Annotated in this window: 29 protein-coding genes; 15 read left to right on the plus strand and 14 right to left on the minus strand. The window is 59.9% G+C overall.

The annotated features are described in order from the left end of the window. Positions 1-41 precede the first annotated feature (41 nt). Both era and K3728_02340 read left to right on the plus strand, forming a co-directional pair. Positions 42-950 carry a GTPase Era gene (gene era / locus K3728_02335; protein UWQ96105.1) on the plus strand — a complete coding sequence of 303 codons (909 nt, stop codon included), beginning with the start codon at positions 42-44 and terminating at the stop codon, positions 948-950. Continuing rightward, a complete protein-coding gene (locus K3728_02340; GenBank protein UWQ96106.1) occupies positions 947-1,282 on the plus strand; it encodes a DUF1491 family protein in 336 nt (111 codons plus the stop codon). Before era ends, K3728_02340 begins: the two co-directional genes overlap by 4 nt. 6 nt (positions 1,283-1,288) lie before the next feature. Here the strand turns inward: K3728_02340 and K3728_02345 are convergent, their stop codons facing one another. Then, a complete protein-coding gene (locus K3728_02345; GenBank protein UWQ96107.1) occupies positions 1,289-1,906 on the minus strand; it encodes a Pr6Pr family membrane protein in 618 nt (205 codons plus the stop codon). A 112-nt stretch (positions 1,907-2,018) separates the two neighbouring features. On the opposite strand from K3728_02345, the gene recO reads away from it, so the two are divergent. Beyond that, positions 2,019-2,756: a DNA repair protein RecO gene (recO, locus tag K3728_02350; GenBank protein UWQ96108.1), complete on the plus strand. Its 738-nt coding sequence runs from the start codon at positions 2,019-2,021 to the stop codon at positions 2,754-2,756. On the opposite strand, the gene thpR is transcribed toward recO, so the two are convergent. Together thpR and K3728_02360 are read right to left on the minus strand one after the other, a co-directional pair. Next, positions 2,749-3,285 carry an RNA 2',3'-cyclic phosphodiesterase gene (gene thpR / locus K3728_02355; GenBank protein UWQ96109.1) on the minus strand — a complete coding sequence of 179 codons (537 nt, stop codon included), beginning with the start codon at positions 3,283-3,285 and terminating at the stop codon, positions 2,749-2,751. The genes recO and thpR overlap by 8 nt on opposite strands. After that, a complete protein-coding gene (locus K3728_02360) occupies positions 3,286-4,968 on the minus strand; it encodes an acyl-CoA dehydrogenase family protein (protein ID UWQ96110.1) in 1,683 nt (560 codons plus the stop codon). A gap of 163 nt (positions 4,969-5,131) precedes the next feature. Here K3728_02360 and K3728_02365 point away from each other — a divergent pair, with 163 nt between their 5' ends. Further along, positions 5,132-5,905, plus strand: coding sequence for a sulfite exporter TauE/SafE family protein (locus tag K3728_02365; GenBank protein UWQ96111.1), 774 nt, complete (start codon positions 5,132-5,134; stop codon positions 5,903-5,905). Here K3728_02365 and K3728_02370 read toward each other — a convergent pair. The 3 genes from K3728_02370 to K3728_02380 form a co-directional block, all read right to left on the minus strand. Then, entirely contained in the window at positions 5,844-6,866 is a 1,023-nt protein-coding gene (locus tag K3728_02370; GenBank protein UWQ96112.1) for a hypothetical protein, read from the minus strand. The two genes, K3728_02365 and K3728_02370, sit on opposite strands and share 62 nt — an antisense overlap. Before the next feature lie 84 nt (positions 6,867-6,950). Then, positions 6,951-7,499, minus strand: coding sequence for a DUF3859 domain-containing protein (locus tag K3728_02375; protein ID UWQ96113.1), 549 nt, complete (start codon positions 7,497-7,499; stop codon positions 6,951-6,953). Positions 7,500-7,635: 136 nt separating this feature from the next. Beyond that, positions 7,636-9,231: a phosphoenolpyruvate carboxykinase gene (locus K3728_02380; GenBank protein UWQ96114.1), complete on the minus strand. Its 1,596-nt coding sequence runs from the start codon at positions 9,229-9,231 to the stop codon at positions 7,636-7,638. Positions 9,232-9,590: 359 nt separating this feature from the next. Here K3728_02380 and K3728_02385 point away from each other — a divergent pair, with 359 nt between their 5' ends. The 7 genes from K3728_02385 to K3728_02415 are packed head-to-tail and all read left to right on the plus strand — an operon-like array spanning position 9,591 to position 15,096. Further along, on the plus strand, positions 9,591-10,292 hold the full coding sequence (locus K3728_02385; GenBank protein UWQ96115.1) for a response regulator transcription factor: 702 nt from the start codon (positions 9,591-9,593) through the stop codon (positions 10,290-10,292). Between the two features lie 27 nt (positions 10,293-10,319). Continuing rightward, on the plus strand, positions 10,320-12,026 hold the full coding sequence (locus K3728_02390; protein ID UWQ97415.1) for a sensor histidine kinase: 1,707 nt from the start codon (positions 10,320-10,322) through the stop codon (positions 12,024-12,026). A gap of 60 nt (positions 12,027-12,086) precedes the next feature. Next, a complete protein-coding gene (locus K3728_02395) occupies positions 12,087-12,491 on the plus strand; it encodes a serine kinase (GenBank protein ID UWQ97416.1) in 405 nt (134 codons plus the stop codon). A gap of 28 nt (positions 12,492-12,519) precedes the next feature. After that, complete coding sequence (gene rapZ, locus K3728_02400) at positions 12,520-13,467, plus strand: RNase adapter RapZ (protein ID UWQ96116.1); 948 nt, start codon at positions 12,520-12,522, stop codon at positions 13,465-13,467. Further along, complete coding sequence (locus K3728_02405) at positions 13,464-13,856, plus strand: PTS fructose transporter subunit IIA (protein ID UWQ96117.1); 393 nt, start codon at positions 13,464-13,466, stop codon at positions 13,854-13,856. The genes rapZ and K3728_02405 overlap by 4 nt, the downstream gene beginning before the upstream one ends. 16 nt (positions 13,857-13,872) lie before the next feature. Then, a complete protein-coding gene (locus K3728_02410) occupies positions 13,873-14,154 on the plus strand; it encodes an HPr family phosphocarrier protein (protein UWQ96118.1) in 282 nt (93 codons plus the stop codon). A 45-nt stretch (positions 14,155-14,199) separates the two neighbouring features. Then, on the plus strand, positions 14,200-15,096 hold the full coding sequence (locus K3728_02415) for a lysophospholipid acyltransferase family protein (GenBank protein ID UWQ96119.1): 897 nt from the start codon (positions 14,200-14,202) through the stop codon (positions 15,094-15,096). A gap of 87 nt (positions 15,097-15,183) precedes the next feature. Here K3728_02415 and K3728_02420 read toward each other — a convergent pair whose 3' ends face one another. Then, positions 15,184-16,062 carry a 3-hydroxybutyryl-CoA dehydrogenase gene (locus K3728_02420; protein UWQ96120.1) on the minus strand — a complete coding sequence of 293 codons (879 nt, stop codon included), beginning with the start codon at positions 16,060-16,062 and terminating at the stop codon, positions 15,184-15,186. Positions 16,063-16,258: 196 nt separating this feature from the next. Between K3728_02420 and K3728_02425 the strand changes: the two genes are divergently transcribed. Then, the gene (locus K3728_02425; protein ID UWQ96121.1) at positions 16,259-17,077 is read left to right on the plus strand and encodes a hypothetical protein; all 819 of its coding nucleotides are present in this window, start codon (positions 16,259-16,261) and stop codon (positions 17,075-17,077) included. A gap of 83 nt (positions 17,078-17,160) precedes the next feature. Here the strand turns inward: K3728_02425 and K3728_02430 are convergent, their stop codons facing one another. The 7 genes from K3728_02430 to K3728_02460 form a co-directional block, all read right to left on the minus strand. Further along, positions 17,161-18,087: an FAD-binding protein gene (locus K3728_02430; GenBank protein UWQ96122.1), complete on the minus strand. Its 927-nt coding sequence runs from the start codon at positions 18,085-18,087 to the stop codon at positions 17,161-17,163. Then, entirely contained in the window at positions 18,087-18,848 is a 762-nt protein-coding gene (locus K3728_02435) for an electron transfer flavoprotein subunit beta/FixA family protein (protein ID UWQ96123.1), read from the minus strand. Before K3728_02435 ends, K3728_02430 begins: the two co-directional genes overlap by 1 nt. A 136-nt stretch (positions 18,849-18,984) precedes the next feature. Then, entirely contained in the window at positions 18,985-19,644 is a 660-nt protein-coding gene (locus K3728_02440; protein UWQ96124.1) for a hemolysin III family protein, read from the minus strand. A gap of 117 nt (positions 19,645-19,761) precedes the next feature. Next, positions 19,762-20,334 (minus strand): cob(I)yrinic acid a,c-diamide adenosyltransferase, encoded by a 573-nt coding sequence (locus K3728_02445; protein ID UWQ96125.1) that lies wholly within the window; start codon positions 20,332-20,334, stop codon positions 19,762-19,764. Between the two features lie 4 nt (positions 20,335-20,338). Next, a complete protein-coding gene (locus K3728_02450) occupies positions 20,339-20,548 on the minus strand; it encodes a twin transmembrane helix small protein (GenBank protein ID UWQ96126.1) in 210 nt (69 codons plus the stop codon). Positions 20,549-20,599: 51 nt separating this feature from the next. Continuing rightward, a complete protein-coding gene (locus tag K3728_02455; protein UWQ96127.1) occupies positions 20,600-21,427 on the minus strand; it encodes an SDR family NAD(P)-dependent oxidoreductase in 828 nt (275 codons plus the stop codon). Between the two features lie 62 nt (positions 21,428-21,489). Then, entirely contained in the window at positions 21,490-22,086 is a 597-nt protein-coding gene (locus tag K3728_02460; protein ID UWQ96128.1) for an SH3 domain-containing protein, read from the minus strand. A 151-nt stretch (positions 22,087-22,237) separates the two neighbouring features. Between K3728_02460 and K3728_02465 the strand changes: the two genes are divergently transcribed. The 3 genes from K3728_02465 (at position 22,238) to tuf (ending at position 26,769) form a co-directional block, all read left to right on the plus strand. Then, entirely contained in the window at positions 22,238-24,541 is a 2,304-nt protein-coding gene (locus tag K3728_02465) for a DNA topoisomerase IV subunit A (protein ID UWQ96129.1), read from the plus strand. 257 nt (positions 24,542-24,798) lie between these two features. Next, a complete protein-coding gene (locus K3728_02470) occupies positions 24,799-25,479 on the plus strand; it encodes a hypothetical protein (protein ID UWQ96130.1) in 681 nt (226 codons plus the stop codon). A 114-nt stretch (positions 25,480-25,593) separates the two neighbouring features. Beyond that, positions 25,594-26,769, plus strand: a complete 1,176-nt coding sequence (tuf, locus tag K3728_02475) for an elongation factor Tu (protein ID UWQ96131.1) — start codon at positions 25,594-25,596, stop codon at positions 26,767-26,769. The last annotated feature ends 73 nt before the right edge of the window (positions 26,770-26,842 follow it).

The raw sequence follows: 26,842 nt of genomic DNA on the forward strand, positions 1-26,842 counted from the left end.
TTCCGGCTATGGCCCTGTCACCCCACCCGAAGGATACCCCCATGCCCACACGCGCCGGTTTCATTGCCCTTATTGGAGAGCCCAACGCAGGCAAATCCACGCTGCTCAACCGTATGGTCGGGGCCAAGGTCTCGATCGTGACCCATAAGGTGCAAACAACCCGTGCGCGTATCCGGGGCGTCGCGATCGAGGGCGAGAGCCAATTGGTCTTCGTGGATACCCCCGGTCTCTTCCGCCCCCGCCGTCGTTTGGACCGGGCCATGGTTGCCGCCGCTTGGACTGGCGCGTCGGACGCCGACGTTGTTGTCCTTCTGATTGAAGCGCACCGGGGCCTGACCGAAGGTGTCCAAGCGATCCTCGATGGCCTGCAAGAACGCACCGATGGTCGCAAGGTCGCTCTGGCGATCAACAAAATCGACCGCGTGGAATCGCCCGTGCTGCTGAAGCTGACCCAAGACCTGAACGAAGCCTATCCCTTTGACGAGACCTATATGATCTCGGCAGAGAAAGGCCACGGCATCACCCAGCTTCGCGAATGGTTGGCGCAAGAGGTGCCGGAAGGCCCTTGGCTCTACCCCGAAGATCAGATCGCTGATTTACCCATGCGGATGATCGCGGCAGAGATGACGCGCGAAAAGCTCACCCTGCGGCTGCATCAGGAATTGCCCTACCAGCTGACGGTAGAAACTGAGGCATGGGAGAACCGAAAGGACGGCTCTGCCAAGATCGACCAGATCATTTACGTTGCCCGTGACGGCCACAAAGGCATCCTTCTGGGCAAAGGCGGCGAGACGATCAAAGCGGTCTCCAAGGCGGCCCGCGAGGAAATCGCGGAATTCGTCGGCCACCCTGTTCACCTGTTCCTGCAAGTGAAGGTCCGCCCCGGTTGGCTTGAGGAGTCCGAGCGTTATTCGGAAATGGGTCTCAACTTCAAAGATGGGAACACGTGAGAGCGCCTCGGCTCACCGCGGATTTCTGGGTCGCGGCCTATCTGGCGCGGCTACGCGGGGCCGATATCCCCGTTTTCATCGTCGCGCGGGGGGATGCGACGGCGGGGGCTGTTCTGGTCAAGCAATCACCACTGGATGGGACGGCCAAACTGTTCCAACGCAGCTTTGATCCGATGACGGGCGCACGGGAATGGATGGTCTTGTCTGAGGGGGCCGAGGGCGATGTCGACGCGGCTATCGCAAGGCAGCGCGATTTCGATCCTGACCTTTGGGTGATCGAGGTGGAAGACCGCGCTGGGCGGCATTTGTTGGACGAGCCGGGCCTCGACTAGCGCGTTTCACCTGTCGGCGAAACGGGCGGCCAAAACGAAGATCACGCCACCAATAAGCAGAACGCTCAACAAGCCCGCGAGGTTGATCGCTACCTCCAGCGGGGTCTTCGTGCTCAGGTCCATGAACGGATAGGGATAGATCCCATCGGCATCGCCGCGCGCCAAGGCGTAAGCCACGTAAACGCAAGGCCAGACGATGAAAATCGGCAGGTCGCGGAAGCCAAGGCCGCGCTTGGGGGCGAAGGCGATCCACCACAAAAGGCAGGCAATGGGCACGAAGCTATGCAAGCCCTGATTGGCCCATGCGCCCGACCCCTCGAACGTCGTGATGCCTGACAAAAGCGTATGGTACACCGCCCCCACCAACAGCATCGCCAAGGTTAGCGCCGCGACCCAGGCCGGGCCGATACCATCGCGGCGCAGGGCGGCAACGGCAAAGGTCAGAGCCACGGCGAGGTTTGTCAGCATGGTGAAGAAACGCGCCATCGCCCATGCGGTCGCGGCCTCATCGCCGTAGCGGCCATTTTCCAGATTATAGAGGTACATCAAAACGACCGATCCCGCCGCCACGAGGGCGATAACCATGGCCGTCCAGCGGGCGCGGAGGGGGAGAGCCGGGAACATGGTCAAATCATTGGCACGGCTTCGCGTGTTTTTCTACCGGGCGACTAAGATTTCTGCCCGGGGTGATGTGTTTTCCCGTGCGCTGTGGGGCATAAGTCGCGATACTCTGCCCATGGACTGGCGAGCAGATGGGATCCTTTTGGCCGTGCGACGGCACGGCGAGGCCTCCGCCATTGTTGAGATCTTCACCGCAGAGCATGGACGACACGCCGGCGTTGTGCGCGGCGGCGCGTCCCGCCGGATGGCCCCGCTGTTGCAGGTCGGCGCGCAGTTGGATGCCACGTGGCGCGCGCGCTTGTCGGACCATTTGGGCAGCTACACCGTCGAACTAAAACAGGGCCGCGCGGCAGAGGCGATGGAGGACCGCATCGCCTTGGCGGGGCTTTCGTCGGTCTGCGCTTTGTTGTCGTTCACCCTGCCGGAACGTGCGCCTTATCCGGGCCTCTACGCCCGGACCTTGGCGGTGCTGGACGGCCTTGGGGCCGATCGTTGGGCCGAGGCCTATTTGGGGTGGGAGTTGGAGTTGTTGGCCGAAATGGGCTTCGGCTTAGACCTGAGCCAATGTGCCATTAGCGGTGTTACGCAGGATTTGGCCTATATCTCTCCTCGGACCGGACGGGCCGTGTCGAGGGTTGCGGCGGGCGAGTGGGTGGACAGACTTCTGCCCCTTTCCCCCGCGATGGAGGGGATGTCGCGCGGGTTGCCAGACGTGATCGAAGGGTTGCGGGTGACAGGGCATTTCCTTGCGATGCATTTGGCCCCGAGCCTTGGGGACAAGAAGCTGCCTGCCGCGCGGCAACGGCTTATGGATGCCTTGGCGCGGGCCGCCGCGCAGGAAGCTGCTACCTAAGGGGATAGCTGGCCAATACCTCGTGGCGGGCGCCGCTGGGACCAAGATGCGATTGGTAAAGGTTCAGGGCCGTGGCGGCGAAACCCGGCACCTCGATCTCCATACCCATTGCGGCGGCCAAACGGTCCCTAGCGGGGCCCTTGGGTTGCTTGCTGGCACGGGTCAATGTGACGTGAGGGCGAAAGCGCCGCCGGGGCAGATCAGCGCCCGCCATCCGCGCCAATCGCGCGGTCTTCGCTTGCAAGGCGATGAGTGGCTCGGACGGGGTGACAGCGGCGAAGGTGAGCCCCCGTTCCATCTCGGCAAAAGTGCCAAGGCCACTAAAGGCGATTTCCGGCGCGGGCAGGGCGGCGGCAGAAAGCAGATCGTGAAGGACTTCCAACACAGACTCCGACGCATCACCCAGATAGGCGAGGGTCAGGTGCAGGTTATCTTCCGGCACCGGATTGCCCGTTGGAAGGCTGGACTGAAGCCGCACAAACGCGTCGACAGCGGGGTCAGCCAGCGGCAGGGCAAGGAACGTGCGCATCTACGACAAAAGGCGCCGCGCGATGACCTGCGCCTGAATCTCGGCGGCCCCTTCAAAGATGTTGAGGATGCGGGCGTCGCACAACAGGCGACTGATGGTGTATTCCAAGGCAAAGCCATTGCCGCCGTGGATTTGCAGGGCGTTATCCGCCGCCGCCCATGCGACGCGGGCCCCCAACAGCTTGGCCATCCCGGCCTCTAGATCGCAGCGTCGGTCATTGTCCTTTTCGCGGGCCGAGAAGTAGGTGAGCTGCCGGGCCACCATCAGTTCCACCGCCATCATCGCCAGTTTGCCGGAGACACGGGGATAATTCACCAGGCTCTTGCCGAATTGCTTGCGGTCTTCGGCGTATTTCATCCCTTCATCCAGCGCGGCTTGGGCCACGCCAATGGCGCGGGCGGCGGTCTGGATGCGGGCGGATTCGAATGTCTGCATCAGCTGCTTGAAGCCCTGGCCTTCCTTGCCGCCCAGAAGGTTTTCGCCCTTCACTTTGAAATCGTCAAAGTTGACCGTGTATTCTTTCATCCCACGATAGCCGAGGACTTCGATCTCGCCGCCGCTGATGCCGGGGTCTTGCCAAGGGGCTTCATCGGTGCCGGGGGTCTTTTCGGCGAGGAACATCGACAGGCCCTTGTAGTCGTCCGTGTCGGGGACCGAACGGGCGAGGACCGTCATCACATGGGTTCGCGCGGCGTGGGTGATCCACGTTTTGTTGCCATTCAGCACCCAATCGTCGCCCTCGGGCGTGGCCTTGGTGCGCAGGCTGCCAAGGTCGGACCCTGTGTTGGGCTCGGTGAACACGGCCGTTGGCAGGATCTCACCCGAGGCGAGGCCGGGCAGCCATTTTTCCTTCTGCGCATCGGTGCCGCCTGCAAGGATCAACTCTGCCGCGATTTCGCTGCGGGTCGCGAGGGAGCCAACGCCGATGTAGCCACGCGACAGTTCTTCCGAGACGACGCACATGGAGGCTTTGGACAGACCCAAGCCGCCGTGCTCTTCCGGGATCGTCAGACCGAAAACACCCATTTCGGACAGCTCGTTAATCACCTCCATCGGGATCAATTCGTCCTTCAGGTGCCATTCGTGGGCGTGGGGAATGACGCGGTCCACGGCGTAGCGGCGGAACTGTTCGCGGATCATGTCGAGTTCATCGTCCAGACCACAATTCCCAACGGTGATCTCTGCGGCGCGTTCCTGCATCAACGCGACCAAGCGCGTGCGGGCGGCTTGGGTGTTGCCATTGGCGGTGAGAGCCATCACCGCGTCGCTCATCAACGCGCGCTGATCGTCTTGGGTCAGGCCGATGTCCTGAGGGCGCAGCATTTCGCCCTGGCTCATCGGGATGCCGCCGTACATCTGCCAGAGGTATTCCCCGAAGGCGATTTGCAGGATCAGCTGCTCTACCTCGCCGAACTTGCTGTCTGCCTCCAGCCGTGCGGCCCATCCGTGCATCTGTCGTAACGCCTCCACATAGGTGGCAAGCCATGCGAGGCCGTGGGCGGCGGTCTGTTCCTCTTCCACCCGTTTGGCGGAAACACGGCCATCCTCCGAGAGCGTCGCGCGCAGGTGCGTCTTGGCCTTGTCCAACAGAGTTTGCGCCGGGACGAGGGCGCTTTGGGTCAGGGAAAGAAGATCAGAGAGGATCACGGATGGCTCGTTTTGCAGGTGGGCGTCGCGGGGCATTGTAGCAGTCTCCTGAACTCGGGTCGCGCATTTCGGCTTGAGGGAGAGGTAGGATGTTTGCAGGTGCAGCGCAACAAAAATGCTGCAATGCGTCAAAATTCGCACAAAAATGTCGCGCGGAAATGTGGGTGCGGGCAGGTTTTGCGCGGCGTACAGTCCCCTCATGTTAGATGAAATGATGAGTCTGATGCCCCTTTGGGCACTGTTGGCGGCCTTCGGGGTGACGCTGTTTGCGGGCGTGGTGAAAGGGGCAATCGGATTCGGGGTGCCATTGATCATCACCTCGGGGCTGACGCTGTTCCTTGACCCGGTGATCGCCGTTTCTGGCGTTGTTTTTCCGGCGTTGGTGTCCAACTTCGTGCAGGTGATACGCCACCCGAGGGCCGACATAATCGACGCGGTGAAAGAGCATAAGCGCTACATCCTGATCGTCTGCGTGCTGATCCTGATCGTGTCGCAGTTCGTGACTCGTGTTCCCGAGAGCGTGTTTTTCCTGATCCTCGGCGTGCCGGTAGTGGTGCTGTCGGTCATGCAATTAGCGGGTGTGCGATTCTCCATCCCCAAGGCGCGTCGCCGCGTTGCAGAATGGGGGATCGGGGCGATGACAGGGGTGTTGGGCGGTTTCACCGGGTCCTGGGGGCCGTTGACGGTGCTGTATTTGATCGCGCTGGATACGCCGAAAATGCGGCAGCTGCTGGTGCAGGGCGTTGTTTACAGCCTGGGGGCGGTGGCCCTGTTTGCGGGGCACGTGCAATCAGGCGTGCTGAACGCTGCAACGATTCCGTTTTCGGTGCTGCTACTGGTGCCGGTGTTTGTGGGCATGTTGATCGGCTTTCGGGTGGGCGACCGATTGGACGCCGATCTGTTTCGCAAGCTTACGCTGACATTGCTTGTGGTTGCAGGGGCCAACCTTGTGCGGCGGGGGCTGTTGGGTTGAGGTCCACATGGGCTACCGCGGCCTCGGTCACATCGGCCAATGTGTCCCTTGCCCATTCGATTTCCTGCCAATGGGTTGGGACGTCCTTAATGTCTTGGGCCGGGTAGCAGGTGCCGAAATGCCGGAACAGCCAATCCTGCTCGATCCGCGCTTGCGCCTGAATACGGCGGGCGACGGTGGGTGGCAGCATGAAACGGTGCCCTTTCATGGCAAAGAGTTCGGCCTGATGTTCCCAATAGGTGGGACGTTCCGGCCCCAAGTCGGCATCGGCGGCGTTAATGGCATCCAACAGATAGATGGCGTCGTGGCATAAGCCCGCTTCGCCGGGATGGTCTAGGATCGTGCCCGGAATGAAATTCAGTCCTGCGATGCGCAAAAGATCTTCGGTCAACCCGCCGCGCACGGTGTCTTTGGTGCGGCGCAGATGCACCCGGTTTGCCCCAAGGGCCCGCAGGGCCGCGTCGCAATGTTCCCGGGCCAACGGCGGATAGGGACGGTCCATCATCTGGGCAATGCGGGCGGTGTCTTGTTTCACGCCTTGCTCGATTCGGCTGGCAGTATGGGAAAGGGGGTCTTGGATGTAGCACAGCGTTTCCAACTGGTACCCAAGGGCGGCAATCTGGTCATCAAGTCGGGAAAACTGGGCACTGCCCATGGATTGGAAGTGCTGACTGGACAACAGGATAACCGGCGCGCCAGTCGCGGCGGCCGCGCGGATCGACGACATCTGCCGTTCAGCCAGACATTTGGCCGCCATGGGCGAAATCCGTTGCCTCGTATACCAGCTATGGCGGGGGCCTTTGGGATGCACCAGCGCCAACAGATCGTGATGGGCTTCGCCGTCACCGGGATAAAGCGCGCCTCTGCGGGTCAGGGCAGGGCGGTTTGCGGCCAATGTTCGTTGGATCGCCCGGGTTCCGGTCCGCCCCAGACCTACGTGCATCAATACCCGTTTCACCATGTCGAACCTTCTCCCGTTGCCTAGCCAGATCACGGGTGACTTTGGGCAAAGAAAGTTACGAAATGGTTCGCGGGGTCAGATCAATTACGAGGTGAAGGCCCCAAAACAGGTGCTGATAACTTGCGGCAGCAATTCGGGCGCGACGACCTCGAACGCGATGTGGAACAGCTCTTCCCCCTCAAGGGTCGTGGCAGAGAATGTCCACGTGCCCAACACCAGTTCATGGGCATGATCGAAGCTGAACCCCATAAGGTTCCGCCCGGCATCAATGTCTGTGACCCATTGCTCAACGGTGACGTCGCTGCCGGGGTAGGGCGGATGAGTGACCGTTACCGTGACCGGTTCGTACAACGTCCCAACGGGTGCACTGGCCAAGACGCCAAAGCCGATGCCCAATTCTGCGGGCACAGCGGTCTGGCGAAATGGAAAGTCAGGGACCGACGGGACGATGTTGATAACACCGGAGGCGGTGGCCGGTGCGGGGTCGCGGCGTTCAGGTTCCTGGGCGCAGTAGAGCCCGTAGATGAAGTCTGAAAGTAGCGGGCTGACGCGGGCGAGGGCGGCGTCCTGCGCTAAAATGGGGGACGCGAAGCTGACGGCAAGGGTAAGCAGGACCATGAAGATTAGGCGCATGACGACCTCCGAGGGGCGAACTCGCAATAGGGTAGCGCGATAGCGCAGCCTTGCCCACATCCGGTTTCCCACCAAGTGAACGGAAAACGGCCACCCGTAGGGAGTGGCCGTTTCAATTCTAGCAAGAAGGTGGCGCCTAGATCGCAGCGGCTTTCACGTCGTCGTCGATATGGTCGACATATTGGGCGAAGTTGTCGGCGAACATGTCTACCAACCGTTGTGCTTGGCGGTCATAGCTATCGACATTGTCCCAAGTGCGGCGTGGGTCCAGCAGCAGGTCGGCCACGCCGTTGCAATGGACGGGCACGTCGAAGCCGAAGTTGGGATCGCGGCGGAACTCTCCTTCATTCAGGGAACCGTCAAGCGCGGCTGTCAGAAGCGACCGTGTGGCACGGATCGGCATGCGTGACCCGGTGCCGAATGCGCCGCCGGTCCAGCCGGTGTTCACCAGCCAGCAAGTCGCGCCATGCTCGGCGATTTTCTGGCGCAGCAGGTCGCCGTAGACCTCTGGGCGGCGCGGCATGAACGGCGCGCCGAAACAGGTGGAGAAGGTCGGTGTGGGCTCGGTCACCCCGCGCTCTGTGCCTGCAACCTTGGCCGTGAAGCCCGAAAGGAAGTGATACATCGCCTGCGCCGGTGTCAGTCGCGCGATGGGAGGTAACACGCCAAAAGCGTCACAGGTCAGCATGATGATATTTTTGGGCGCCCCACCCATACCGGTACCCGAGGCGTTGGAAATCATCTCGATCGGGTAGGCGCAGCGCATGTTGGCGGTCAGGCTGTCGTCGTCGAAATCAAGCTCTAGCGTGTCTTCGTCGTAGACCATGTTCTCGATCACGGTGCTGAACTTCTGCGTGGTGGCGTAGATTTCAGGCTCTGCCTCTTGGCGCAGGTTGATCGTCTTGGCGTAGCAGCCGCCCTCAAAGTTGAAGATGCCTGTATCGGACCAGCCGTGTTCATCATCGCCAATCAAGGTGCGTGACGGGTCTGCGGACAGTGTGGTCTTGCCCGTTCCAGACAGGCCGAAGAACACGGCGCTATCATCAGGGTCGTCAATCGCGTGGTTGGCCGAGCAATGCATCGCCATGACGCCCTTGCCGGGCAAGATGTAGTTCAGAAGAGTGAAAACCGATTTCTTGTTTTCGCCCGCGTATTCGGTGTTGCCGATCAAGATCAGCTTCTTCTCGAAGTTCAGCGCGATCACCGTTTCCGATTTGCAGCCGTGGCGGGCCGGGTCTGCCTTGAAGCTGGGGCAGTTGATGATGGTGAATTCGGGGATGAAGCTCGCCAGTTCCTCGGCATCGGGTCGGCGCAGAAGGTGGCGGATAAAGAGGTTATGCCAAGCCAGTTCCGACACCACTCGCACGTCAAGGCGGTGGGCTGGGTCAGCGCCGCCGAAAAGGTCTTGGACGTAGTAATCGCCGCCCTTCATGTGGTCGAGCATATCGGCGTAGAGCGCATCAAACGCCTCGGGCGACATGGGGGCGTTGTTTTCCCACCAGATGTGATCTTCGACTTCCGGGGTGCGCACGACGAATTTGTCGTTGGGGGAGCGGCCCGTGAACTGCCCGGTCGAGACAAGAAACGTGCCGCCCTGTCCGATGCGGCCTTCGCCGTTTTCGACCGCTGCTTGCATTAAGGCGGGCTCAAGCAAGTTATAATAGACCGAGCCGAGCCCCAGAATACCTTGCTGGTCAAGTGTATGTGCGGGGTTAACGCGTCCATGGGTCATGGCTCTTAAGCTCCTGTCGGGCGGTCTGTCGCCCTGTTTTGATGTGACGACACAACCTGAGTGCGGTGCCGTGCCTTCGCTATAACATGCGAATTTTGGGACTGAACAGGACAGGACCGCACAGTTAGCGCAACCAAAACGAAATTTTGTTTCGTGACGGAGAGCGGTGTCGCCAATGGTGAAATAAGGCGCATCTGCCCTATTTTGGTCACAATCCTTCACCGGGCATTAACGCAATTTGGCCACAGTACTGCGCATCACGAGGGTCAAGGGCGTGATTTTCATTGATTCTCTCGAATGAAAACTGGACACTGCTGGAAAATATAAAAGAACTGAGCAGTAATCTGAGGACATAGCCGATGGCGCGTATCGCACTTGTCGATGACGACAGGAACATCCTGACGTCTGTATCGATGACCCTTGAGGCAGAGGGTTTCGATGTCGAAACATATAATGATGGGCAGTCTGCACTGGACGCCTTCAATCGCAAATTGCCGGATCTGGGTGTCTTCGACATCAAGATGCCGCGTATGGACGGGATGGATTTGCTCCAACGTCTGCGCACCAAGTCGCAGATGCCGGTGATCTTTCTCACCTCCAAAGATGACGAGATTGATGAACTGATGGGTCTGCGCATGGGGGCCGATGACTACGTGCGTAAGCCGTTTTCTCAGCGTCTTCTCGTGGAACGCATCCGCTCGATCCTGCGGCGCCAAGACGCGATTGCGTCCGATGCCGCCGGCGCGCCAGAGGAAACGACGGTCCTTGATCGGGGCGATCTTCAGATGGACCCTCTGCGCCACGCCGTGACGTGGAAGGGCCGTGATGTGACCCTGACCGTTACAGAATTCTTGTTGCTGCAAGCGCTGGCACAGCGTCCGGGCTTCGTGAAGTCCCGGGACCAACTGATGGATGTCGCCTACGACGAGCAAGTCTACGTCGACGACCGCACCATCGACAGCCACATCAAGCGGCTGCGCAAGAAGATGCGCTCTGTCGATAATGAGTTCTCCGCGATCGAGACGCTCTACGGCATTGGCTACCGCTACAACGAAGAATAGGGGCCTCCCGTGCCAGCAGATGTCTCTATGACCAACCGCCGCGCCGCTGAGCGGGCGGATATTGTGTTGGGCGAAGATTGGGACCGTCCCCAATCCGGCGTGGAATCCGAACTGCGTGCGGCCCGGAAGCGTCGGTCCTTGATCTCGCTGAATTCCTCGCCCTTGGCGCGCAAGATCATCTTGTTCAACCTGATGGCTATCATGGCCTTGGGGATTTTGTTCCTGTGGTTGAACCCGGTGCGCGACAGCCTTGTGGTGCAACGTGAACGGGCCTTGGCAAGCGAAGCGCAGCTGATTTCAGATATCTTCGAGGCGCATTTACCCGAAGCGGCCCCCGCCAACCTTGTGACGGGCGACGGCATCGATGCGGAAAGCGTTTTGTCACGCATCGGCATTCCCGACGGGATGGAGGTTTTCGTATTCTCCGCCGACGGCGTTCCTGTGACATCGACCCAAGACATTGCACGGGGCGGCGTGCGCCCGGTGCAGGGACTGGCCCATCAACCCCGTGAATCGCTGCTGATTACCGACGCTTTGGTTTCGGTCTATTCCGCCTTTTCCCGGGTTCTGGGTAACGGCGAAGACCCAAGCACGCCCACGACCGGGCCAGAGGATCACGCCGATCTTGCCGATGCGGCCATGGGTGGTGCAACGATCCTTCAACGTGGCACCGATGCGACGGGTTCTGTCTTTGCGGCGGCTTCCCCGATCGAAGGGGCAGGCGGGATTGTCGGCGCAATCATCGTGACCACCGCCGCTGGCGAAATCGACCAGCTGGTGCGGGTGGAACAAGAGCAATTGCTTCAGATGTTCGTTGTGGCGCTGTTGGTGTCTATTGTCCTTTCTCTGGTGCTGGCCTCGACCATTGCCAACCCTTTGGCGGACCTGTCCGCCGCCGCAGAACTGGGGCGGGACAAGAACGCGCGGAAGATGTCGCCGACCCGCGTACGCATCCCTGATCTGACGGGGCGCCCGGATGAAATCGGGCGGCTCTCTGGGGCGCTGCGTGGCATGGTTGCCGCGCTCTATGACCGGATCGACAGCAACGAACAGTTTGCCGCCGATGTGAGCCACGAGATCAAGAACCCACTTGCCTCGCTCCGGTCGGCGGTCGGCACGCTGGAATTCGCCCAGACAAGTGAACAGCGCAAGCGCCTGATCGACGTGATTGAACATGACGTACACCGTTTGGATCGTCTGGTAAGCGATATCTCCAATGCGTCGCGGCTCGATAGTGAACTGGTGAAAGAGGAGGAGGAAGAGTTCAATCTGGTCCGCACCCTCGACAACCTGTCGCAATACCACTCGGAAGAAGCGGGCAAGCAGGGGATCGAGTTCATTACCGACCTGCCCTCGGACGAAATCATTATTGCAGGCCTCGAAGGGCGCTTGGCACAGGTGTTCGTGAACCTGCTGAGCAACGCGATTTCCTTCTGCGAAGAAGGTGATGCCGTACGTCTCTGGACCCGTCGGCGCGAAAACCGCGTGTTGATCGTTGTGGAAGACACCGGCCCCGGCATCCCGGAAGAGGCGCTGACAAAGGTGTTCAACCGCTTCTACTCGGAACGTCCTGCGAACCAGTTTGGTAACAACTCGGGCCTTGGCCTCGCGATCTCTAAGCAGATTGTGGAAGCCCATGGCGGTGTGATCTGGGCCGAGAACATTCGCCCCACCGAGGCCGACATCACGTCCGAGCCTTTGGGCGCGCGTTTTGTTGTCGGTCTGCCGATCTGATCCGTGACACCGATGCCTGAGGATTTGGCCCAAAGGGCCATCTCCCGCGAGGGCGACAGGTTGTTTTTCCACGCAACAGGCATTGCCGTGGCGGGCAAGGGGGTGTTGATCCTTGGCCCCTCGGGCAGCGGGAAGTCCACACTGGCGTTGGAGCTGATCGCCTTGGGGGGCGCGCTGATTTCGGACGACGGTATTTGGCTGGAGGCGGGGCAGTTATGTGCCCCCAGGTCCGCGCCCGCGTTGATAGAGGCACGCGGTATCGGCTTGCTGAACGCGGGCTCACTCTGCCCGAGCGCGCCCCTGATGGCGGTTGTTGATCTGTCGCGGACCGAACCGGAGCGGCTGCCACCGACACGCTCCGTCTTGGTACATGACCAAACGGCGATGTTGATCCTTGGTGCAGAACAGCACAGGCTGGCTGTGTCGCTTTTACATTTGCTTCGATATGGTAAGGCTGACGTGTAACACCAATCGTGCATAGGGCCCCTTCTCCATGCCAACGCATTCACAACGCGCCCATGTGGTTTTTATCACTGGTCCCTCCGGGGCTGGGCGCACGACAGCGATCAACGCCCTGGAAGATCTAGGATTTGAGGCGATTGATAACCTTCCCCTTAGCCTGCTGCCCCGCCTGTTGGAGGGCGCGCCGCCGGACCGCCCACTGGCCTTGGGCATTGATCCACGCACCCGAAACTTCGACGCGTTTGATTTGATTTCGGCCCACGATAGGTTGCAAAAAGACCCCGATTGCGCCGTTGATCTGGTCTACATGGATTGCGAGCCAGAGACGTTGCAACGCCGCTATTCCGAGACGCGCCGCCGGCATCCCTTGGCCCCCGACGCCACCCCGGCTGAAGGCATCGCTATGGAGCGAGACATGCTGGCGCCACTGCGGCTCCATGCGGATGTTCTGATTGATACCACGAACATGACCCCGCACCGCACCCGTGAGGAATTGGGCCGCTTTTTCGCCCGTGATGGCGACCCGAAAATGGCGGTGCAGGTGATGTCGTTTTCTTACAAGCGCGCCCTGCCGACTGGCGCGGATTTGGTGTTTGACTGTCGCTTCCTGCGCAACCCTCACTGGGAACCCGACCTGCGCGCCAAGGATGGCAGGGGGGCGGAAGTGCAAGCCTATGTTACGGCGGACGCTCGATTTGAAACCTTCCGCACCCAGATAAACGAGATGCTGGATATGCTGCTTCCGGCTTTCAAAGAGGAAGGCAAAAGCCACCTTACGGTCGCCTTCGGGTGTACAGGGGGGCGGCATCGATCCGTTAGTCTGGTCGAGATAATATCGACGCGGCTTGCGGAAGAGGGTTGGCAAGTGTCAAAAAGGCATCGTGACGTAGACAGAGACACATTAAGCAACGACCGAGATCGCGGACCCATCACTTGGGCTGCTGCCTCGACCGGAGATGGAGAGGCAAAGCAAACGTGATCGGCATCGTGATCGTCGCCCATGGCGGCTTGGCGAAAGAGCTGAAGCGGGCCACGGAGCATGTCGTGGGCGCGCAGCCTGCGATGGTGGCTATCCCCATCGGGCCAGAGGATGATCGCGCCACGCGTACGCGGGAAATCTGCGACGCGGCGGACGCGGTGGACATCGGGGATGGCGTTGTCGTGGTGACAGATATGTATGGTGGATCACCCTCGAACCTCTCGTTGCACGCCTGCCGTCCGGCAAATCGCAAAATCCTGACAGGGGTGAATTTGCCCATGTTGGTGAAGCTGGTGAAGTCACGTCAGTTGACTGTGGAAGAAGCAGTATCCCGCGCGGCAGAGGCCGGGCGGCGCTATATAAACAGCTTCGACGGAGCACCAGAATGACCGAGGGGAGACGGGCATGAGTGATACGAACACGACAAGGAAGATGAAAATCATCAACGTCAAAGGGCTGCACGCGCGCGCGTCGGCTCGGTTCGTAGAGGTTGCGGAGTCGTTTGACGCTACGGCAATCGTCCGAAAGGATGGGCTGAGTGCTGCCGGTGATAGCATTATGGGCCTTTTAATGTTGGCAGCTTCCATGGGAACCTTTATTGAGGTTGAAACCAGTGGAGCTGAGGCCGACCGCCTTGCGGATGCGCTGGAAGCTCTGGTCGCCGACCGGTTCGGCGAGGAAACCTGAGGGGCTACGGACATGGCCGCGAAGGATGATGAAAGACGAGGGCACATGACGGATCTAAGTACCCGAAATGTTTCGGCCCCTGCGCCGACCCGCGGCACAGGACCAAATGGGACCTATGATCGGCGATCTCTGACCTATTCCAATTCTTTTCCAAACCCGTTTGTGCGGTACACGATCAAAGCGATCGAATGGATGACCGGCAAGTTTACGGTCATCAAGCGGATCCGTCAGTTTGAAGGTTTGGGCGAGTTTAAAGGGCAAGCATTCTGGCCCGCCACCATGCGGGTGATGGGCATTGACCTTCAGACCCCTGAGCACCAATTGGACCGCATCCCCGCAGAGGGTCCGGTGATTTTTGTGGCGAACCACCCGCATGGGTTGGTGGACGGCATGATCTTGGCGGACCTGATTGGCCGCCGCCGCGATGACTACCGCATTCTGACGCGGGCGCTGTTGACCGGCATTGACGAGGCCGCATCGGGGTACATGATCTCGGTCCCGTTCCCCCATGAGCCCGACGCACAGCAAAAGATGCTGGATATGCGCGCGGCAGCTATGGCGCATCTGAAGGCGGGCGGATTGATCTCGTTGTTTCCATCGGGTGCAGTCGCGGCATCGGACCGGATGTGGGGACAACCCATTGAGGGCGAGTGGAACGTGTTCACCGCCAAGATGATCCGCAACTCCGGCGCGACGATTGTGCCGTGTTTCTTCACCGGACAAAACAGCCGAGCCTACCAGATTGCCAACCGGATCAGCCCGGTGATCCGTCAGGGCCTGTTGATCCACGAGGTGGTAAAAAGCTTCGATAAGCCTCAGGCGCCGATTATCGGTAACCCGATCCCGCCTGAAGAATGGCAAGAACGCATCAAGAAGCCACGGGAGTTTATGGCGTGGCTACGGGAGCGGACCTTGTCGCTTGGAGAGAACCCAGACCAGTAAGCACGGCTTCGGCCGCGTGGCCCCCGCAAGCCGTGCTTTGCGGGGCGCCGTCGGATTGAGTTGTATTTGCCAAGATGAAGGAGCGGTCTAGCGGGTTGGGACCGGATCGCCTTCGCCACGGTAGTCGTAGAACCCCCGTTGGGATTTTCGACCAAGCCAGCCCGCTTCGACGTATTTTGTTAGCAACGGGCAGGGGCGGTATTTGGTATCGGCCAGACCGTCGTGCAGCACGTTCATGATCGCCAGGCAAGTATCGAGGCCGATGAAATCCGCGAGTTCCAGCGGCCCCATGGGGTGGTTGGTGCCGAGCTTCATCGCCATGTCGATAGAGGTGACGTTCCCGACGCCTTCGTAGAGAGTGTAGACGGCCTCGTTTATCATCGGCATCAGGATGCGGTTCACGATGAAGGCGGGAAAATCTTCGGCCGTCGCAGCGGTTTTGCCAAGACGATCCACCACGCCCTTGCAGGCTTTGAAGGTCGGCTCGTCGGTGGCAATGCCGCGGATAAGTTCGACCAGCTGCATGACGGGGACCGGGTTCATGAAGTGGAAGCCCATGAACTTTTCCGGGCGGTCGGTACGGGAGGCAAGGCGGGTGATAGAGATTGACGAGGTGTTCGACGTCAGGATCGTCGTTGGTTTGATGTGAGGGAGCAGATCCTCAAAAATGGCTTGTTTCACCGTCTCACGCTCGGTCGCAGCTTCGATGATCAGATCGCAGGGGCCGAGATCGGACAGGGATAATGTGGTGCTGATGCGGCCCATCGCGGCATCTTTTTCGGCCTGAGTGATTTTCTCGCGGCTGACCTGGCGTTCGAGATTGCGATCAATCAACGCGACGGCGCCGCTGAGGGCGTCTTGGCTGACATCGGACATGATGACGTCATAGCCGGCAAGGGCAGAGACATGGGCGATGCCGTTGCCCATTTGCCCCGCGCCGACGATTCCGATGCTTTCGATTTCCATGGGGTGTTCCTTCGGCGCGTTTGGTTGGGCGTAGAATAGGCTTGGCCCGAGGGGGGATACAAGCCAAAGGCGCAGGTTGGCCCTGTTCAACGCGCATCGGGCAAAATTTATACAAAACAGGAGGTTAGGGGAGGATTAACGTCTGAGTCGCAAAGGTCGTGCTGGGTGAGTCTTTTTGAAGTCGGAGTTGGGGACAATGAGTTTTGAGCAACGAGGGCGTATGCCCTTGGATTATCAGCCCTCGGCGCTGCCGGGGTCGGCATTGCGGTTTCGAGGTCCATTGAATGTGGATCGCGGGCCTGCTGTTGTGTGCATCGGTTCGTCCGAGACATTCGGGCGTTTCATTGATGCGCCCTATGCGGCGCAACTGGATGCGACGCTGGATCTGCCGGTTTTAAACTTGGGCGTGGCAAATGCGGGTCTGGATGTAATGATGAATGATCCGGCCATAGCCGCCAACGTGGCGAATGCAGAGGCGGTGGTAATGCAAATCACCAGCGCCCATACTCTGACAAACCGATTCTACTCTGTTCATCCTCGGCGCAACGACAGATTCTTGAGTGCCAGCGCGATGTTGAGAACGATCTATCCGCAAGTGGACTTCACCGAGTTCCATTTCATCCGGCATTTGTTGAACCACTTGCGGACGGAATCCTCGGACCGGTTCGAGATCGTAAGGACCGAGCTTGAGATTGCCTGGGTCGCGCGGATGCGAAGGTTCCTCAGTAGTTTGGCGTTGCCGGTGCATCTGCTTTGGTTGGCAAATCGTCGGCCTGACGCGGTGGAGGCCAGTGATTTGGCGCAATATCCGTTGTTTATCACGAAAAAGATGTTGGAGACGGTGGGGCAAGACGCAGCATCTGTCACGATTGCAGCGCCGCATAGGGGCGAAAGCCTTGACGGTGTGCAGGGCAAGTTCTTTGGCCCAAGTGAGGAGGCCGCCGCGCGGATGTTGCCGGGGCCTGCGCTACATTCTATGGCGGCGGAAAAGCTTTTGAAGCACCTCCGCCCGTAGTGAGGGATGGCCAAACGCTGGAAAAGACAAAGCCCCGCGCGGATTTGCTCCGGCGGGGCTTTGATGTGCTTGCTGGCGGTGCCTTAGAGCTTGCTTGTTAGCTCTGGCACGGCGTCAAACAGGTCCGCCACAAGGCCGTAATCGGCGACTTGGAAGATCGGCGCTTCCTCGTCTTTGTTGATCGCCACGATAACCTTGGAGTCTTTCATGCCCGCCAAGTGCTGAATCGCGCCCGAAATGCCGACGGCAACGTAGAGGTCCGGTGCCACGACTTTGCCGGTTTGCCCCACCTGCCAATCGTTCGGGGCATAGCCCGAATCGACTGCTGCGCGGGACGCGCCCACAGCCGCACCCAGTTTGTCGGCGAGGCCTTCGATCAGGGCGAACTGCTCTTCCGAGCCGACACCGCGACCACCGGAGACAACGATCCCGGCAGAGGTCAGTTCTGGCCGGTCGCTTGCGGCAACCTTGTCTTCTACCCAGGATGACAGGCCGGGATCAGCGGCTGCGCCGATCATTTCGACCGCTGCGGAGCCGCCCGTGGCGGCAGCATCGAAGGTGGATGTGCGGAAGGTCACGACCTTGGTGGCATCGGAAGATTTCACCGTCTGGATCGCGTTGCCCGCATAGATGGGGCGTTCAAACGTGTCCGCATCGACGACGCCGGACGCATCCGAGATCACCATAACGTCAAGCAGCGCCGCAACGCGGGGCATGACGTTTTTGGCGTCTGTCGTGGCCGGGGCGACGATGTGCGAGTAGTCCCCGGCAAGGGACACGATCAGCGCCGCTGTGGGTTCCGCAAGGCGGTGGCCCAGGCTGTCATCCTCGGCGCAGAGCACCTTGGCAACGCCTTCGATGGTCGCGGCTTCATCGGCGGCGGCTTTGGCAGAGGCGCCACAGCACAGCACGGTCACGTCGCCCAGTTTGGTGGCAGCAGTCACGGCCTTCGCGGTCGCATCCATCGCCAGTTCGCCAGCATTTACTTCAGCAAGAAGAAGTACAGCCATTACAGGACCCCCGCTTCGTCTTTGAGTTTCGTGAGCAGCTCATCCACCGAGGCGACCTTGACGCCAGCGGCGCGGGCTTCGGGTTCGGACGTGGTGACAACGGAAAGGCGTGGGGTCACGTCTACGCCGTAGTCGGCAGCGGTTTTCTCATCCAAAGGCTTCTTCTTTGCCTTCATGATGTTGGGCAGGGACGCATAACGCGGCTCGTTCAGGCGCAGGTCCACGGTGACGATGGCGGGCATCTTCACATTGATGGTCTGCAAACCGCCGTCCACTTCGCGGGTGACTTTGGCGGTGTCGCCCTCAATATCCAGCTCGGAGGCGAAGGTGCCTTGGGACCAACCCAGAAGCGCCGACAGCATTTGGCCGGTAGCGTTCATGTCGTTGTCGATGGCTTGCTTACCCGCCAACACGAGGCCGGGCTGTTCTTCATCCACAACGGCCTTGAGGATTTTGGCAACCGCCAAAGGCTCAATATCTGTGTGAACGTCATCGGCGGCGATCACGAGGATCGCGCGATCAGCGCCCATGGCCAGCGCCGTACGCAGCGTTTCTTGCGACTGCTTCACACCGATGGAGACCGCGACGACCTCTTCCGCTTTGCCGGCTTCCTTCAGGCGAATTGCCTCTTCGACAGCAATCTCGTCGAAAGGGTTCATCGACATTTTTACGTTGGCGAGATCAACTCCGCTGCCGTCCGCTTTCACGCGAACCTTCACGTTATAGTCGATCACGCGTTTTACGGGCACTAAGACCTTCATGGCGTTCTCCTAATCCTTTCTGGTCAGTTCAAAAAGCTTGAACCGGACCCAAGCAACAATCTTGCGTGAAGGAATAGCGCCAACTGAAATGGGAAAACAGGACAAAATCGACGAGGGCCGATCTGTAGACGCCGCGTTACGCGATATGAGGGCCATAAAGGATTTCTGCGACGATCGCGGCGTAGCAAATTCCGGTCCCTGCGAGGACGCAAAGGTGCCAGATGGTATTGTGGAACGGGAGTTTGCTCCACATCAGGAAGATGATCCCGAAAGAATAGAAAACGCCGCTGACCATCAGCAGGGACACGGCGAAGGGGGATATGCCCGAAAGCAATGGGCCGCCGGCCACTGCACCCGCCCATCCAAGGCTAAGGTAAAGTGCGATAGCCAGCCAAACATAGGTCCGATTCGAGAAAAGAATCACCGATGCGCCTGCTAGGGCCACCATCCAGATGCCCGCGAAGAACCCGAAGGAGCCTGAGGCAAGCGCAATGAAAGGCGTATAGGTGCCTGCAATTTTCAATGAAATCGCCGTTTGATCAAAACGCCGTAAACGCGGTGTTAAGTCTTCACGCTGCACAAGGTTGTAAAGCGCTGAGCAGATCCACATCGACAACAACGTGATGGTGTAGATCGCTAATGCGCCGATCAGGGTTGGGTCGCCGATCCAGACGGTTGCGAGGGTGATGATGACCGGCCCGGCGATTAACGCGCCACCAATGCCGAGCCCGTGTACTACAGCGTCCGAGAGATACTCGGCCCGGCTGTAGGTTCGATGGCATCGAATATAGGGCATGAGAGGAGTGTACCCTCAAATGATTAACAATCCTCGAATCTCTTAAAAACAGTCTGTTAACGATTTGTGATAGGGGTAAGACAGTTTTGTGCGCAATGCCCCTCGCTGGCCAAGGACCTACCGGTTCGCGCCGGGCACCCAAAGGATATCATCCGCGCCATTGTTGTTGGCAATGCGCCCCGCCACGAAGAACCAATCCGACAGGCGGTTGAGGTATTTGATCCCCGCGGGGTTCACGGCCTCGACCTGCGATAACTCCACCGACAGGCGTTCGGCCCGGCGGCAAACCGTGCGGCAAATGTGAAGGTGGGCGGCCAAGGGAGAGCCCCCGGGTAGGATGAACGATCGCAGCGGCGAGAGAAGCGGGTTCATCTGGTCAATCTCAACCTCCAAACGGTCCACTTGAGCGCTGGCGATGCGCAGGGGCGGATATTCACGCTCGGCGTCTTGGTCCATATTGGGCGTGCACAGGTCTGCGCCCAGATCGAACAGGTCGTTCTGGATCATGGCGAGGCGGTTGGCCATTTCGCCCTCGGCATGAAGGCGGGCCACGCCAAGGGTCGCGTTCAACTCGTCCACGGTGCCATAGGCCGACACCCGTTGCGAATGTTTGGCCACGCGGGACCCGTCACCAAGGGCGGTTTCGCCCGCGTCACCGGTGCGTGTGTAAATTTTGTTCAGGACAACCATCGGTTTACCCTCCTGATTGCTGACGGAAATAGACGAATGCCAGCAGCAGAAGAATTGCGACGAACTGCATGGCGATGCGCAATTGCATGAACTTGTTGGACCGTTTCGCACCCTCGGTGCCGCCTTTGCGGAACGAGTTTATGCCCAACAAAAGGATGACCAACACAGCGAGGCAGGCCACGAGACCGGCGATAAGTAGGGGATCGTTTAGCATGATTTCTCCGGGGCAGGGTGTGCAGTCAGGTAGGGCGGGTTGCGCGAAAGGCTACAGGCGGGCGGCAATGGCGTCGATGACACGCTGAGGAAAGGCACGGCGCAAGCCCTCGGCGATATGGACGGCGGGGGTGATGTGGTAGCGTGGGCGCGGGTTTGGGTGCTCAATCGCGTGGATCAGGCGGCGCACGACGGCATCGGGTTCGCGTTGAAACGGGGCGGGGCCGCTATCTTCATAGAGGTGCTTGAGTAGTCCTCGTCTGTACCGATCAGGGTCCACCGAGTTCTCCCAATCGATCCAACGCTCAAACGGTGCGATGGAATTTACCCGGAACCTCGACGTGACAGGCCCGGTGTTGAGGGTCGAGATGTGGATGCCAGAGCCGTGCATTTCCAGACGCAGGGTATCGGTCAGCCCCTCTAGCGCATGTTTCGAGGCATTATAGGCACCGCGCCATTGCATCACGTGCCGCCCGAACCCCGAGGAATGTTGGACGATACGTCCATGCCCTTGCGCCCGCATGGTGGGGATGACGGCACGGGTCAGGTGATGCAGGCCAAAGACGTTGGTTTCAAATGTCTCGCGAAGGGCGTCAGTAGGCAGATCTTCCACCAGCCCCGGAAGGCCAAAACCGGCGTTGTTGAACAAAGCGTCCAGCGTGCCGCCGGTGCGATCCAGCACACCAGCCAAGCCCGCTTCGATGCTGGTGGCGTCGCTGACATCTAGGATGCCGCTTTCCAGTCCCTCTGCCTCTAGCCGGGCGCGGTCGGCGCTATTGCGGACACAGGCGAAGACGCGCCATCCCCGTTGGTGCAGGGTTTGGGCCGCCGCATAGCCGATGCCCGAGGAACTACCGGTAATCAGGATGGATCGTGTCACGAGAACCCCTTTTCGCGTTGTGGCGAATGCCTAGGGCAAGGGGAGGGCCGGGCGCAAGCGCGTCAGCTTGCCGGTTCAAGAAACTGCGCAGCCATATAGCCTTCGATGCCCGAGCTGACGACGCGCAGGCGCGCCCAGTTGTCGGGGGCATCGGCGAGGAATTCCACCTCTTCCCCCCGTGTCAGAGACGTGAGCACCCGGGTGTTCGTGGAAGGCCCTTCGCGGAAGTTCACCGCGCTGGCGGCCACGCGCCAGATCGGCGCAGCGGTTGGTTGGGTCTCGTCAGCGAGAGGAGCCTGCGTGGGCGCGGCAACGTTAACAAACGCGACCTCACTGGCGGTGTCGTTGCCTTGGGGGAGAAGTTCGACCGGGTTGATAATGGCGGCGATATCGAGCCGTTCACCCGCCGCCGTATCCAAAGCATAGCCCGCGTCGGTTTCCACCAAGCCATCTGTCAAAGAGGAGCGCAGAGCGCGCGCCGAAGGTGTGCGATTACGCGGCGGGCGCTGTGCCCCCTCTTCGGCGTCCGAGATTATGGCCAAAAGCCAGTTCTGTCCCTCGGACCGGGTCACAGTTACGTTCTCGCCGTGGTCCGCAGGCGGCACGACAATCAGCACAATGTATAAAGCCACAATCAACGTGACGGTCAGGCGGATCATATCGCCCCCCTCGCTTCATCTTTATTCCCGGAGAGTCCGGGGCTTAAGCAAATTAACGATTCGAAAATACCCGATTCGCTAAGATGAAACGGATAAAAGCCCTTTTTGTTCCTTGTTCGATAGAGATGCCGAATGTAAGCACATGATCTAGATGAGCAGTGATAACGATACACAAGATGACCGTTCCGTTTCGGAGCCGTTGAGCCGCGCAATCGGCTCGCGCTACTTGCAGTATGCGCTCTCTACAATCATGCACCGTGCGCTGCCCGATGCCCGCGATGGGTTGAAACCCGTCCACCGCCGAATCCTCTATGCGATGCGCGAGTTGCGGCTGGCGTCCAACGGCGGTTTCCGTAAATCCGCCAAGATCAGCGGCGATGTGATGGGGAACTATCACCCCCACGGGGACGCCGCGATTTATGACGCGATGGCGCGTTTGGCGCAGGATTTTGTGATCCGCTATCCGCTGGTGGATGGCCAGGGCAACTTCGGTAACATTGACGGTGATAACCCCGCCGCCGCGCGCTACACCGAAGCGCGCATGACCGCGATGGCGGAGGCTTTGCTTGAAGGCTTGTCCGAGGACGCGGTTAACTTCCGTGACAACTATGACGGCACCTTGCAGGAGCCGGAGGTTCTGCCCGCGCAGGTGCCGAACCTTCTGGCGAATGGCTCTAGCGGGATCGCGGTGGGGATGGCGACGAATATCCCGCCCCATAACCTTGATGAGCTGATCGCGGCCTGTTTGCATCTAATCAAGACGCCGGATGCCCGTGACGAGACCTTGCTGAACTACGTCCAAGGCCCAGATTTCCCCACCGGCGGCGTGATCGTTGAGCCGAAGGAAAGCATGGCCGAGACTTACCGTACCGGCAAAGGCGGCTTCCGGGTGCGGGCGAAATACGAGGTTGAGGATTTGGGCCGGGGGCAGTGGCAGATCGTTGTCACCGAAATCCCCTATCAGGTGCAGAAATCCAAGCTGATCGAGAAGCTGGCCGAGTTGATCCAGCTGAAGAAGATGCCGATTCTGGCAGATGTGCGCGATGAATCCGCCGATGACATTCGCATCATTCTGGAACCGCGTGCGAAAACCGTCGATCCCGATGTTCTGATGGCGGCTCTGTTCCGGCAATCGGACCTAGAGAATCGCTTTAGCCTAAACATGAACGTGCTGATCGACGGGCGCACGCCAAAGGTGTGCTCGCTCAAGGAAGTGCTGCGGGCGTTCCTCGATCATCGCCAAGACGTACTTTTGCGCCGCTCGCGCCACCGGATGGCGCAGATTGATCACCGGCTGGAGGTTCTTGAAGGCTTCCTGATTGCGTTCCTGAACCTTGACCGGGTGATTGATATCATCCGCTACGACGACAGCCCCAAAGCCGCGTTGATGCGCGAAGATTGGGGGCAGGAATTCACCCGTGCGTTGGATGAGAAAGACTACGTCTCGCCCGGCCCCGGCGAGGGTGAGTTGACGGAAGTGCAGGTTGAGGCGATCCTCAACATGCGCCTGCGGTCGTTGCGCCGTTTGGAAGAGATGGAGCTTCAGGCCGAGCGTGACCGCCTGATGGAAGAACGTGCGACGCTGGAAGATTTGCTGGCCGAGGAGGGGCTGCAATGGGACCGCATCGCCGAAGAGTTGAAAGAGGTTCGCAAGACCTTTGGTGCCAAGGTCGAAGGCGGCGCCCGGCGCACGCAGTTCGCCGATGCAGGCAGCGTTGAAGAGGTCTCGCTTGAGGCGATGATTGAACGCGAACCCGTGACAATCGTGTGCAGCCAGATGGGCTGGATCAGGGCGATGAAGGGCCATGTCGACCTGACCGCCGAGATGAAGTTCCGCGACGGCGATGGCCCGCGTTTCGCGATTCATGCTGAAACGACGGACAAGCTGCTGATCCTTGGCTCTACGGGCCGGGTCTATACGCTGGGGGCCAACGGCCTGCCCGGTGGGCGCGGTTTGGGCGAGCCGTTGCGACTGATGGTGGACCTGCCCAATGAGGTGCAGATCGTTGATCTGTTCGTCCACAAGCCCGGCGCGAAGCGGTTGATGGCCTCTAGCGCCGGTGACGGTTTCTTGGTGGCCGAGGAAGATATCCTTGCGCAAACCCGCTCGGGCAAGCAGGTGCTGAACGTCAAAGACGGCGTCACAGCCATGGTGTGCCGTGCGGTGGCCGAGGGTGAAGACCACGTCGCCGTGGTCGGAGAGAATCGCAAGCTTCTGGTCTTCCCGCTGGACGAACTACCAGAGATGGGTCGAGGCAAGGGCGTGCGACTGCAACGGTTCAAAGACGGCGGTATGTCCGACGCGCGAACCTTCCGTCTGGCCGATGGCCTGACCTGGCTAGACCCGGCGGGCCGCACACGTACAGAGACAGAGCTGACCGAGTGGACCGCCAAACGCGCCAGCGCCGGCCGCATGGCCCCACGTGGGTTCCCAAGAGACAACCGGTTTAACTAAGCGGTTGAATTGAGGGCGGAAGCTGATCTGCGCGTGCACCGCATGCAATCTCAATTACAGACGCTCTCAAACGCCGCAACAGGGCCTGCCCGGCTCTGACGTGGCAGTTAACGCCGCCTTCGGCGGTCTTTCGCCGGTTAGGCCATATATGTGAGCCTTTAGGTTACACTTCGCGGCAACTGATCAACCAACGCCTTTACCACACCCCACCACGACCCTACCTTCTGCCGAAATTCAAATTTTCAGGAGACCGACCGATGTTTCGCCCGGCCCGATTTATGTCCCGCTTCACGCCCCTCGCTTTGATCGCCACCCTTGTGGCCTGTGCTGCGGGTGATCCCTTGGACGAAGAGCTGCCCCCGATGGGGGACTTCCGCCTCGCGCACAACATTGTTGTGGCGGACAACATGCAACAGGTACCGCCGTCGCGGAACGCAACGCCCGAAGAATGGGTCGAGATCCTCGAATCAGAGATCGACCGCCGCTTCGGCGGCTATGAGGGCGACCGTTTGTATCACATCGGTGTGGCTGTCGATGGCTATGCGCTGGCCCCTCCCGGTATTCCAATCGTGCTGAGCCCGCGTTCGATTCTCGTATTGTCCGTGAATATCTGGGACGATGAATTGGGCCGCAAGCTGCATGACGAAGCCGAACAGATCATCGTTTTTGAAGGCACCAGCCCTGAAACGATGTTGGTCGGCTCGGGAATCGCCCGCAATCGGACCGAGCAAATGCAGGTTCTTGCGCGCAACGCGGCCCGGCGCATTCAGTTGTTCATGCTGGAAAACCCCGAGTGGTTTAACATCTCAGAGGAAGAAGCGGCCGCAGCCGTAAGTGGTGTAGGCGCCTTGGCCGAAGCCGCAGAGGCCGAAGCGGCCATTGAAGCGGCCACCGCAGAGTGTGTTCCAACGGACGAAGCACCCTGTCCCGAGCTGTGAGTCTAAACTCGCGGGTTGATTTTCTTTGCTAACACGCATACCTCGCCCGCGATGATGAAATCGGTCAGGCGTCCCATTTAGGGGCGCTTCCCCCCAAGTGCGAGGTGCCATCCCATGGCAAAGGAAAAGTTTGAACGCTCTAAGCCGCATGTGAACATCGGCACGATTGGTCACGTTGACCACGGCAAGACGACGCTGACGGCGGCGATCACCAAGCAGTTTGGTGACTTCCGCGCGTATGACGAGATTGACGGTGCGCCCGAAGAGAAAGCGCGCGGGATCACCATCTCGACGGCGCACGTTGAGTACGAGACGGAGACCCGTCATTACGCGCACGTGGACTGCCCCGGGCACGCTGACTATGTGAAGAACATGATCACCGGTGCGGCTCAGATGGACGGCGCGATCTTGGTGGTTAACGCCGCTGACGGTCCTATGCCTCAGACGCGCGAGCACATCTTGCTCGGTCGTCAGGTCGGCATTCCGTACATGGTTGTTTACATGAACAAAGTTGACCAGGTTGACGACGAGGAGCTGCTGGAGCTCGTGGAAATGGAAATCCGCGAACTGCTGTCTTCCTACGAGTACCCTGGCGACGACATTCCTGTGATCCCTGGTTCGGCTCTGGCCGCTCTGGAAGACCGCGACGATGCGATCGGCAAAGACTCCATCGCCAAGCTGATGGCGGCTGTGGACGATTACATCCCGACGCCCGCGCGCGCCGTGGACCAGCCGTTCCTGATGCCGATCGAAGACGTGTTCTCGATCTCTGGCCGTGGCACGGTTGTGACCGGTCGTGTTGAGCGTGGCGTGATCAACGTCGGCGAAGAAATCGAGATCGTGGGCATCCGCGACACCACCAAGACGACTTGCACGGGCGTTGAAATGTTCCGCAAGCTTCTGGACCGTGGTGAGGCGGGCGACAACATCGGCGCGCTGCTGCGTGGTGTTGACCGTGAGGGTGTTGAGCGCGGGCAGATTCTCTGCAAGCCGGGTTCTGTCAAGCCGCACACGAAGTTCGAAGCCGAGGCGTATATCCTGACCAAGGAAGAGGGTGGCCGTCACACGCCGTTCTTCGCCAACTACCGTCCTCAGTTCTACTTCCGTACCACGGACGTAACGGGCACGGTTGAGCTCCCAGCGGGCACCGAGATGGTGATGCCGGGCGACAACCTGAAGTTCAACGTTGAGCTGATCGCCCCAATCGCGATGGAAGACGGCCTGCGTTTCGCCATCCGTGAAGGTGGCCGGACCGTTGGTGCTGGTGTTGTTGCGAAGATCATCGAGTAACCGCGACTTTTCCTAAGAAAAGTCTGCGGAGTGGGCCTTGGGTGGCGGTGTCTTTTGGAAACCAAAAGATCAC

The sequence above is a fragment of the Rhodobacteraceae bacterium M385 genome (genome assembly GCA_025141835.1).
Classification (GTDB): domain Bacteria; phylum Pseudomonadota; class Alphaproteobacteria; order Rhodobacterales; family Rhodobacteraceae; genus Gymnodinialimonas.

Coding starts and splice junctions, on each gene's coding strand:
- era (UWQ96105.1), top strand. CDS start 42: ATGCCCACACGCGCCGGTTTCATTGCCCTTATTGGAGAGCCCAACGCA.
- K3728_02345 (UWQ96107.1), bottom strand. CDS start 1,906: ATGTTCCCGGCTCTCCCCCTCCGCGCCCGCTGGACGGCCATGGTTATC.
- recO (UWQ96108.1), top strand. CDS start 2,019: ATGGACTGGCGAGCAGATGGGATCCTTTTGGCCGTGCGACGGCACGGC.
- thpR (UWQ96109.1), bottom strand. CDS start 3,285: ATGCGCACGTTCCTTGCCCTGCCGCTGGCTGACCCCGCTGTCGACGCG.
- K3728_02360 (UWQ96110.1), bottom strand. CDS start 4,968: ATGCCCCGCGACGCCCACCTGCAAAACGAGCCATCCGTGATCCTCTCT.
- K3728_02365 (UWQ96111.1), top strand. CDS start 5,132: ATGTTAGATGAAATGATGAGTCTGATGCCCCTTTGGGCACTGTTGGCG.
- K3728_02370 (UWQ96112.1), bottom strand. CDS start 6,866: ATGGTGAAACGGGTATTGATGCACGTAGGTCTGGGGCGGACCGGAACC.
- K3728_02375 (UWQ96113.1), bottom strand. CDS start 7,499: ATGCGCCTAATCTTCATGGTCCTGCTTACCCTTGCCGTCAGCTTCGCG.
- K3728_02380 (UWQ96114.1), bottom strand. CDS start 9,231: ATGACCCATGGACGCGTTAACCCCGCACATACACTTGACCAGCAAGGT.
- K3728_02385 (UWQ96115.1), top strand. CDS start 9,591: ATGGCGCGTATCGCACTTGTCGATGACGACAGGAACATCCTGACGTCT.
- K3728_02390 (UWQ97415.1), top strand. CDS start 10,320: ATGACCAACCGCCGCGCCGCTGAGCGGGCGGATATTGTGTTGGGCGAA.
- rapZ (UWQ96116.1), top strand. CDS start 12,520: ATGCCAACGCATTCACAACGCGCCCATGTGGTTTTTATCACTGGTCCC.
- K3728_02410 (UWQ96118.1), top strand. CDS start 13,873: ATGAGTGATACGAACACGACAAGGAAGATGAAAATCATCAACGTCAAA.
- K3728_02415 (UWQ96119.1), top strand. CDS start 14,200: ATGACGGATCTAAGTACCCGAAATGTTTCGGCCCCTGCGCCGACCCGC.
- K3728_02420 (UWQ96120.1), bottom strand. CDS start 16,062: ATGGAAATCGAAAGCATCGGAATCGTCGGCGCGGGGCAAATGGGCAAC.
- K3728_02425 (UWQ96121.1), top strand. CDS start 16,259: ATGAGTTTTGAGCAACGAGGGCGTATGCCCTTGGATTATCAGCCCTCG.
- K3728_02430 (UWQ96122.1), bottom strand. CDS start 18,087: ATGGCTGTACTTCTTCTTGCTGAAGTAAATGCTGGCGAACTGGCGATG.
- K3728_02435 (UWQ96123.1), bottom strand. CDS start 18,848: ATGAAGGTCTTAGTGCCCGTAAAACGCGTGATCGACTATAACGTGAAG.
- K3728_02440 (UWQ96124.1), bottom strand. CDS start 19,644: ATGCCCTATATTCGATGCCATCGAACCTACAGCCGGGCCGAGTATCTC.
- K3728_02445 (UWQ96125.1), bottom strand. CDS start 20,334: ATGGTTGTCCTGAACAAAATTTACACACGCACCGGTGACGCGGGCGAA.
- K3728_02450 (UWQ96126.1), bottom strand. CDS start 20,548: ATGCTAAACGATCCCCTACTTATCGCCGGTCTCGTGGCCTGCCTCGCT.
- K3728_02460 (UWQ96128.1), bottom strand. CDS start 22,086: ATGATCCGCCTGACCGTCACGTTGATTGTGGCTTTATACATTGTGCTG.
- K3728_02465 (UWQ96129.1), top strand. CDS start 22,238: ATGAGCAGTGATAACGATACACAAGATGACCGTTCCGTTTCGGAGCCG.
- K3728_02470 (UWQ96130.1), top strand. CDS start 24,799: ATGTTTCGCCCGGCCCGATTTATGTCCCGCTTCACGCCCCTCGCTTTG.
- tuf (UWQ96131.1), top strand. CDS start 25,594: ATGGCAAAGGAAAAGTTTGAACGCTCTAAGCCGCATGTGAACATCGGC.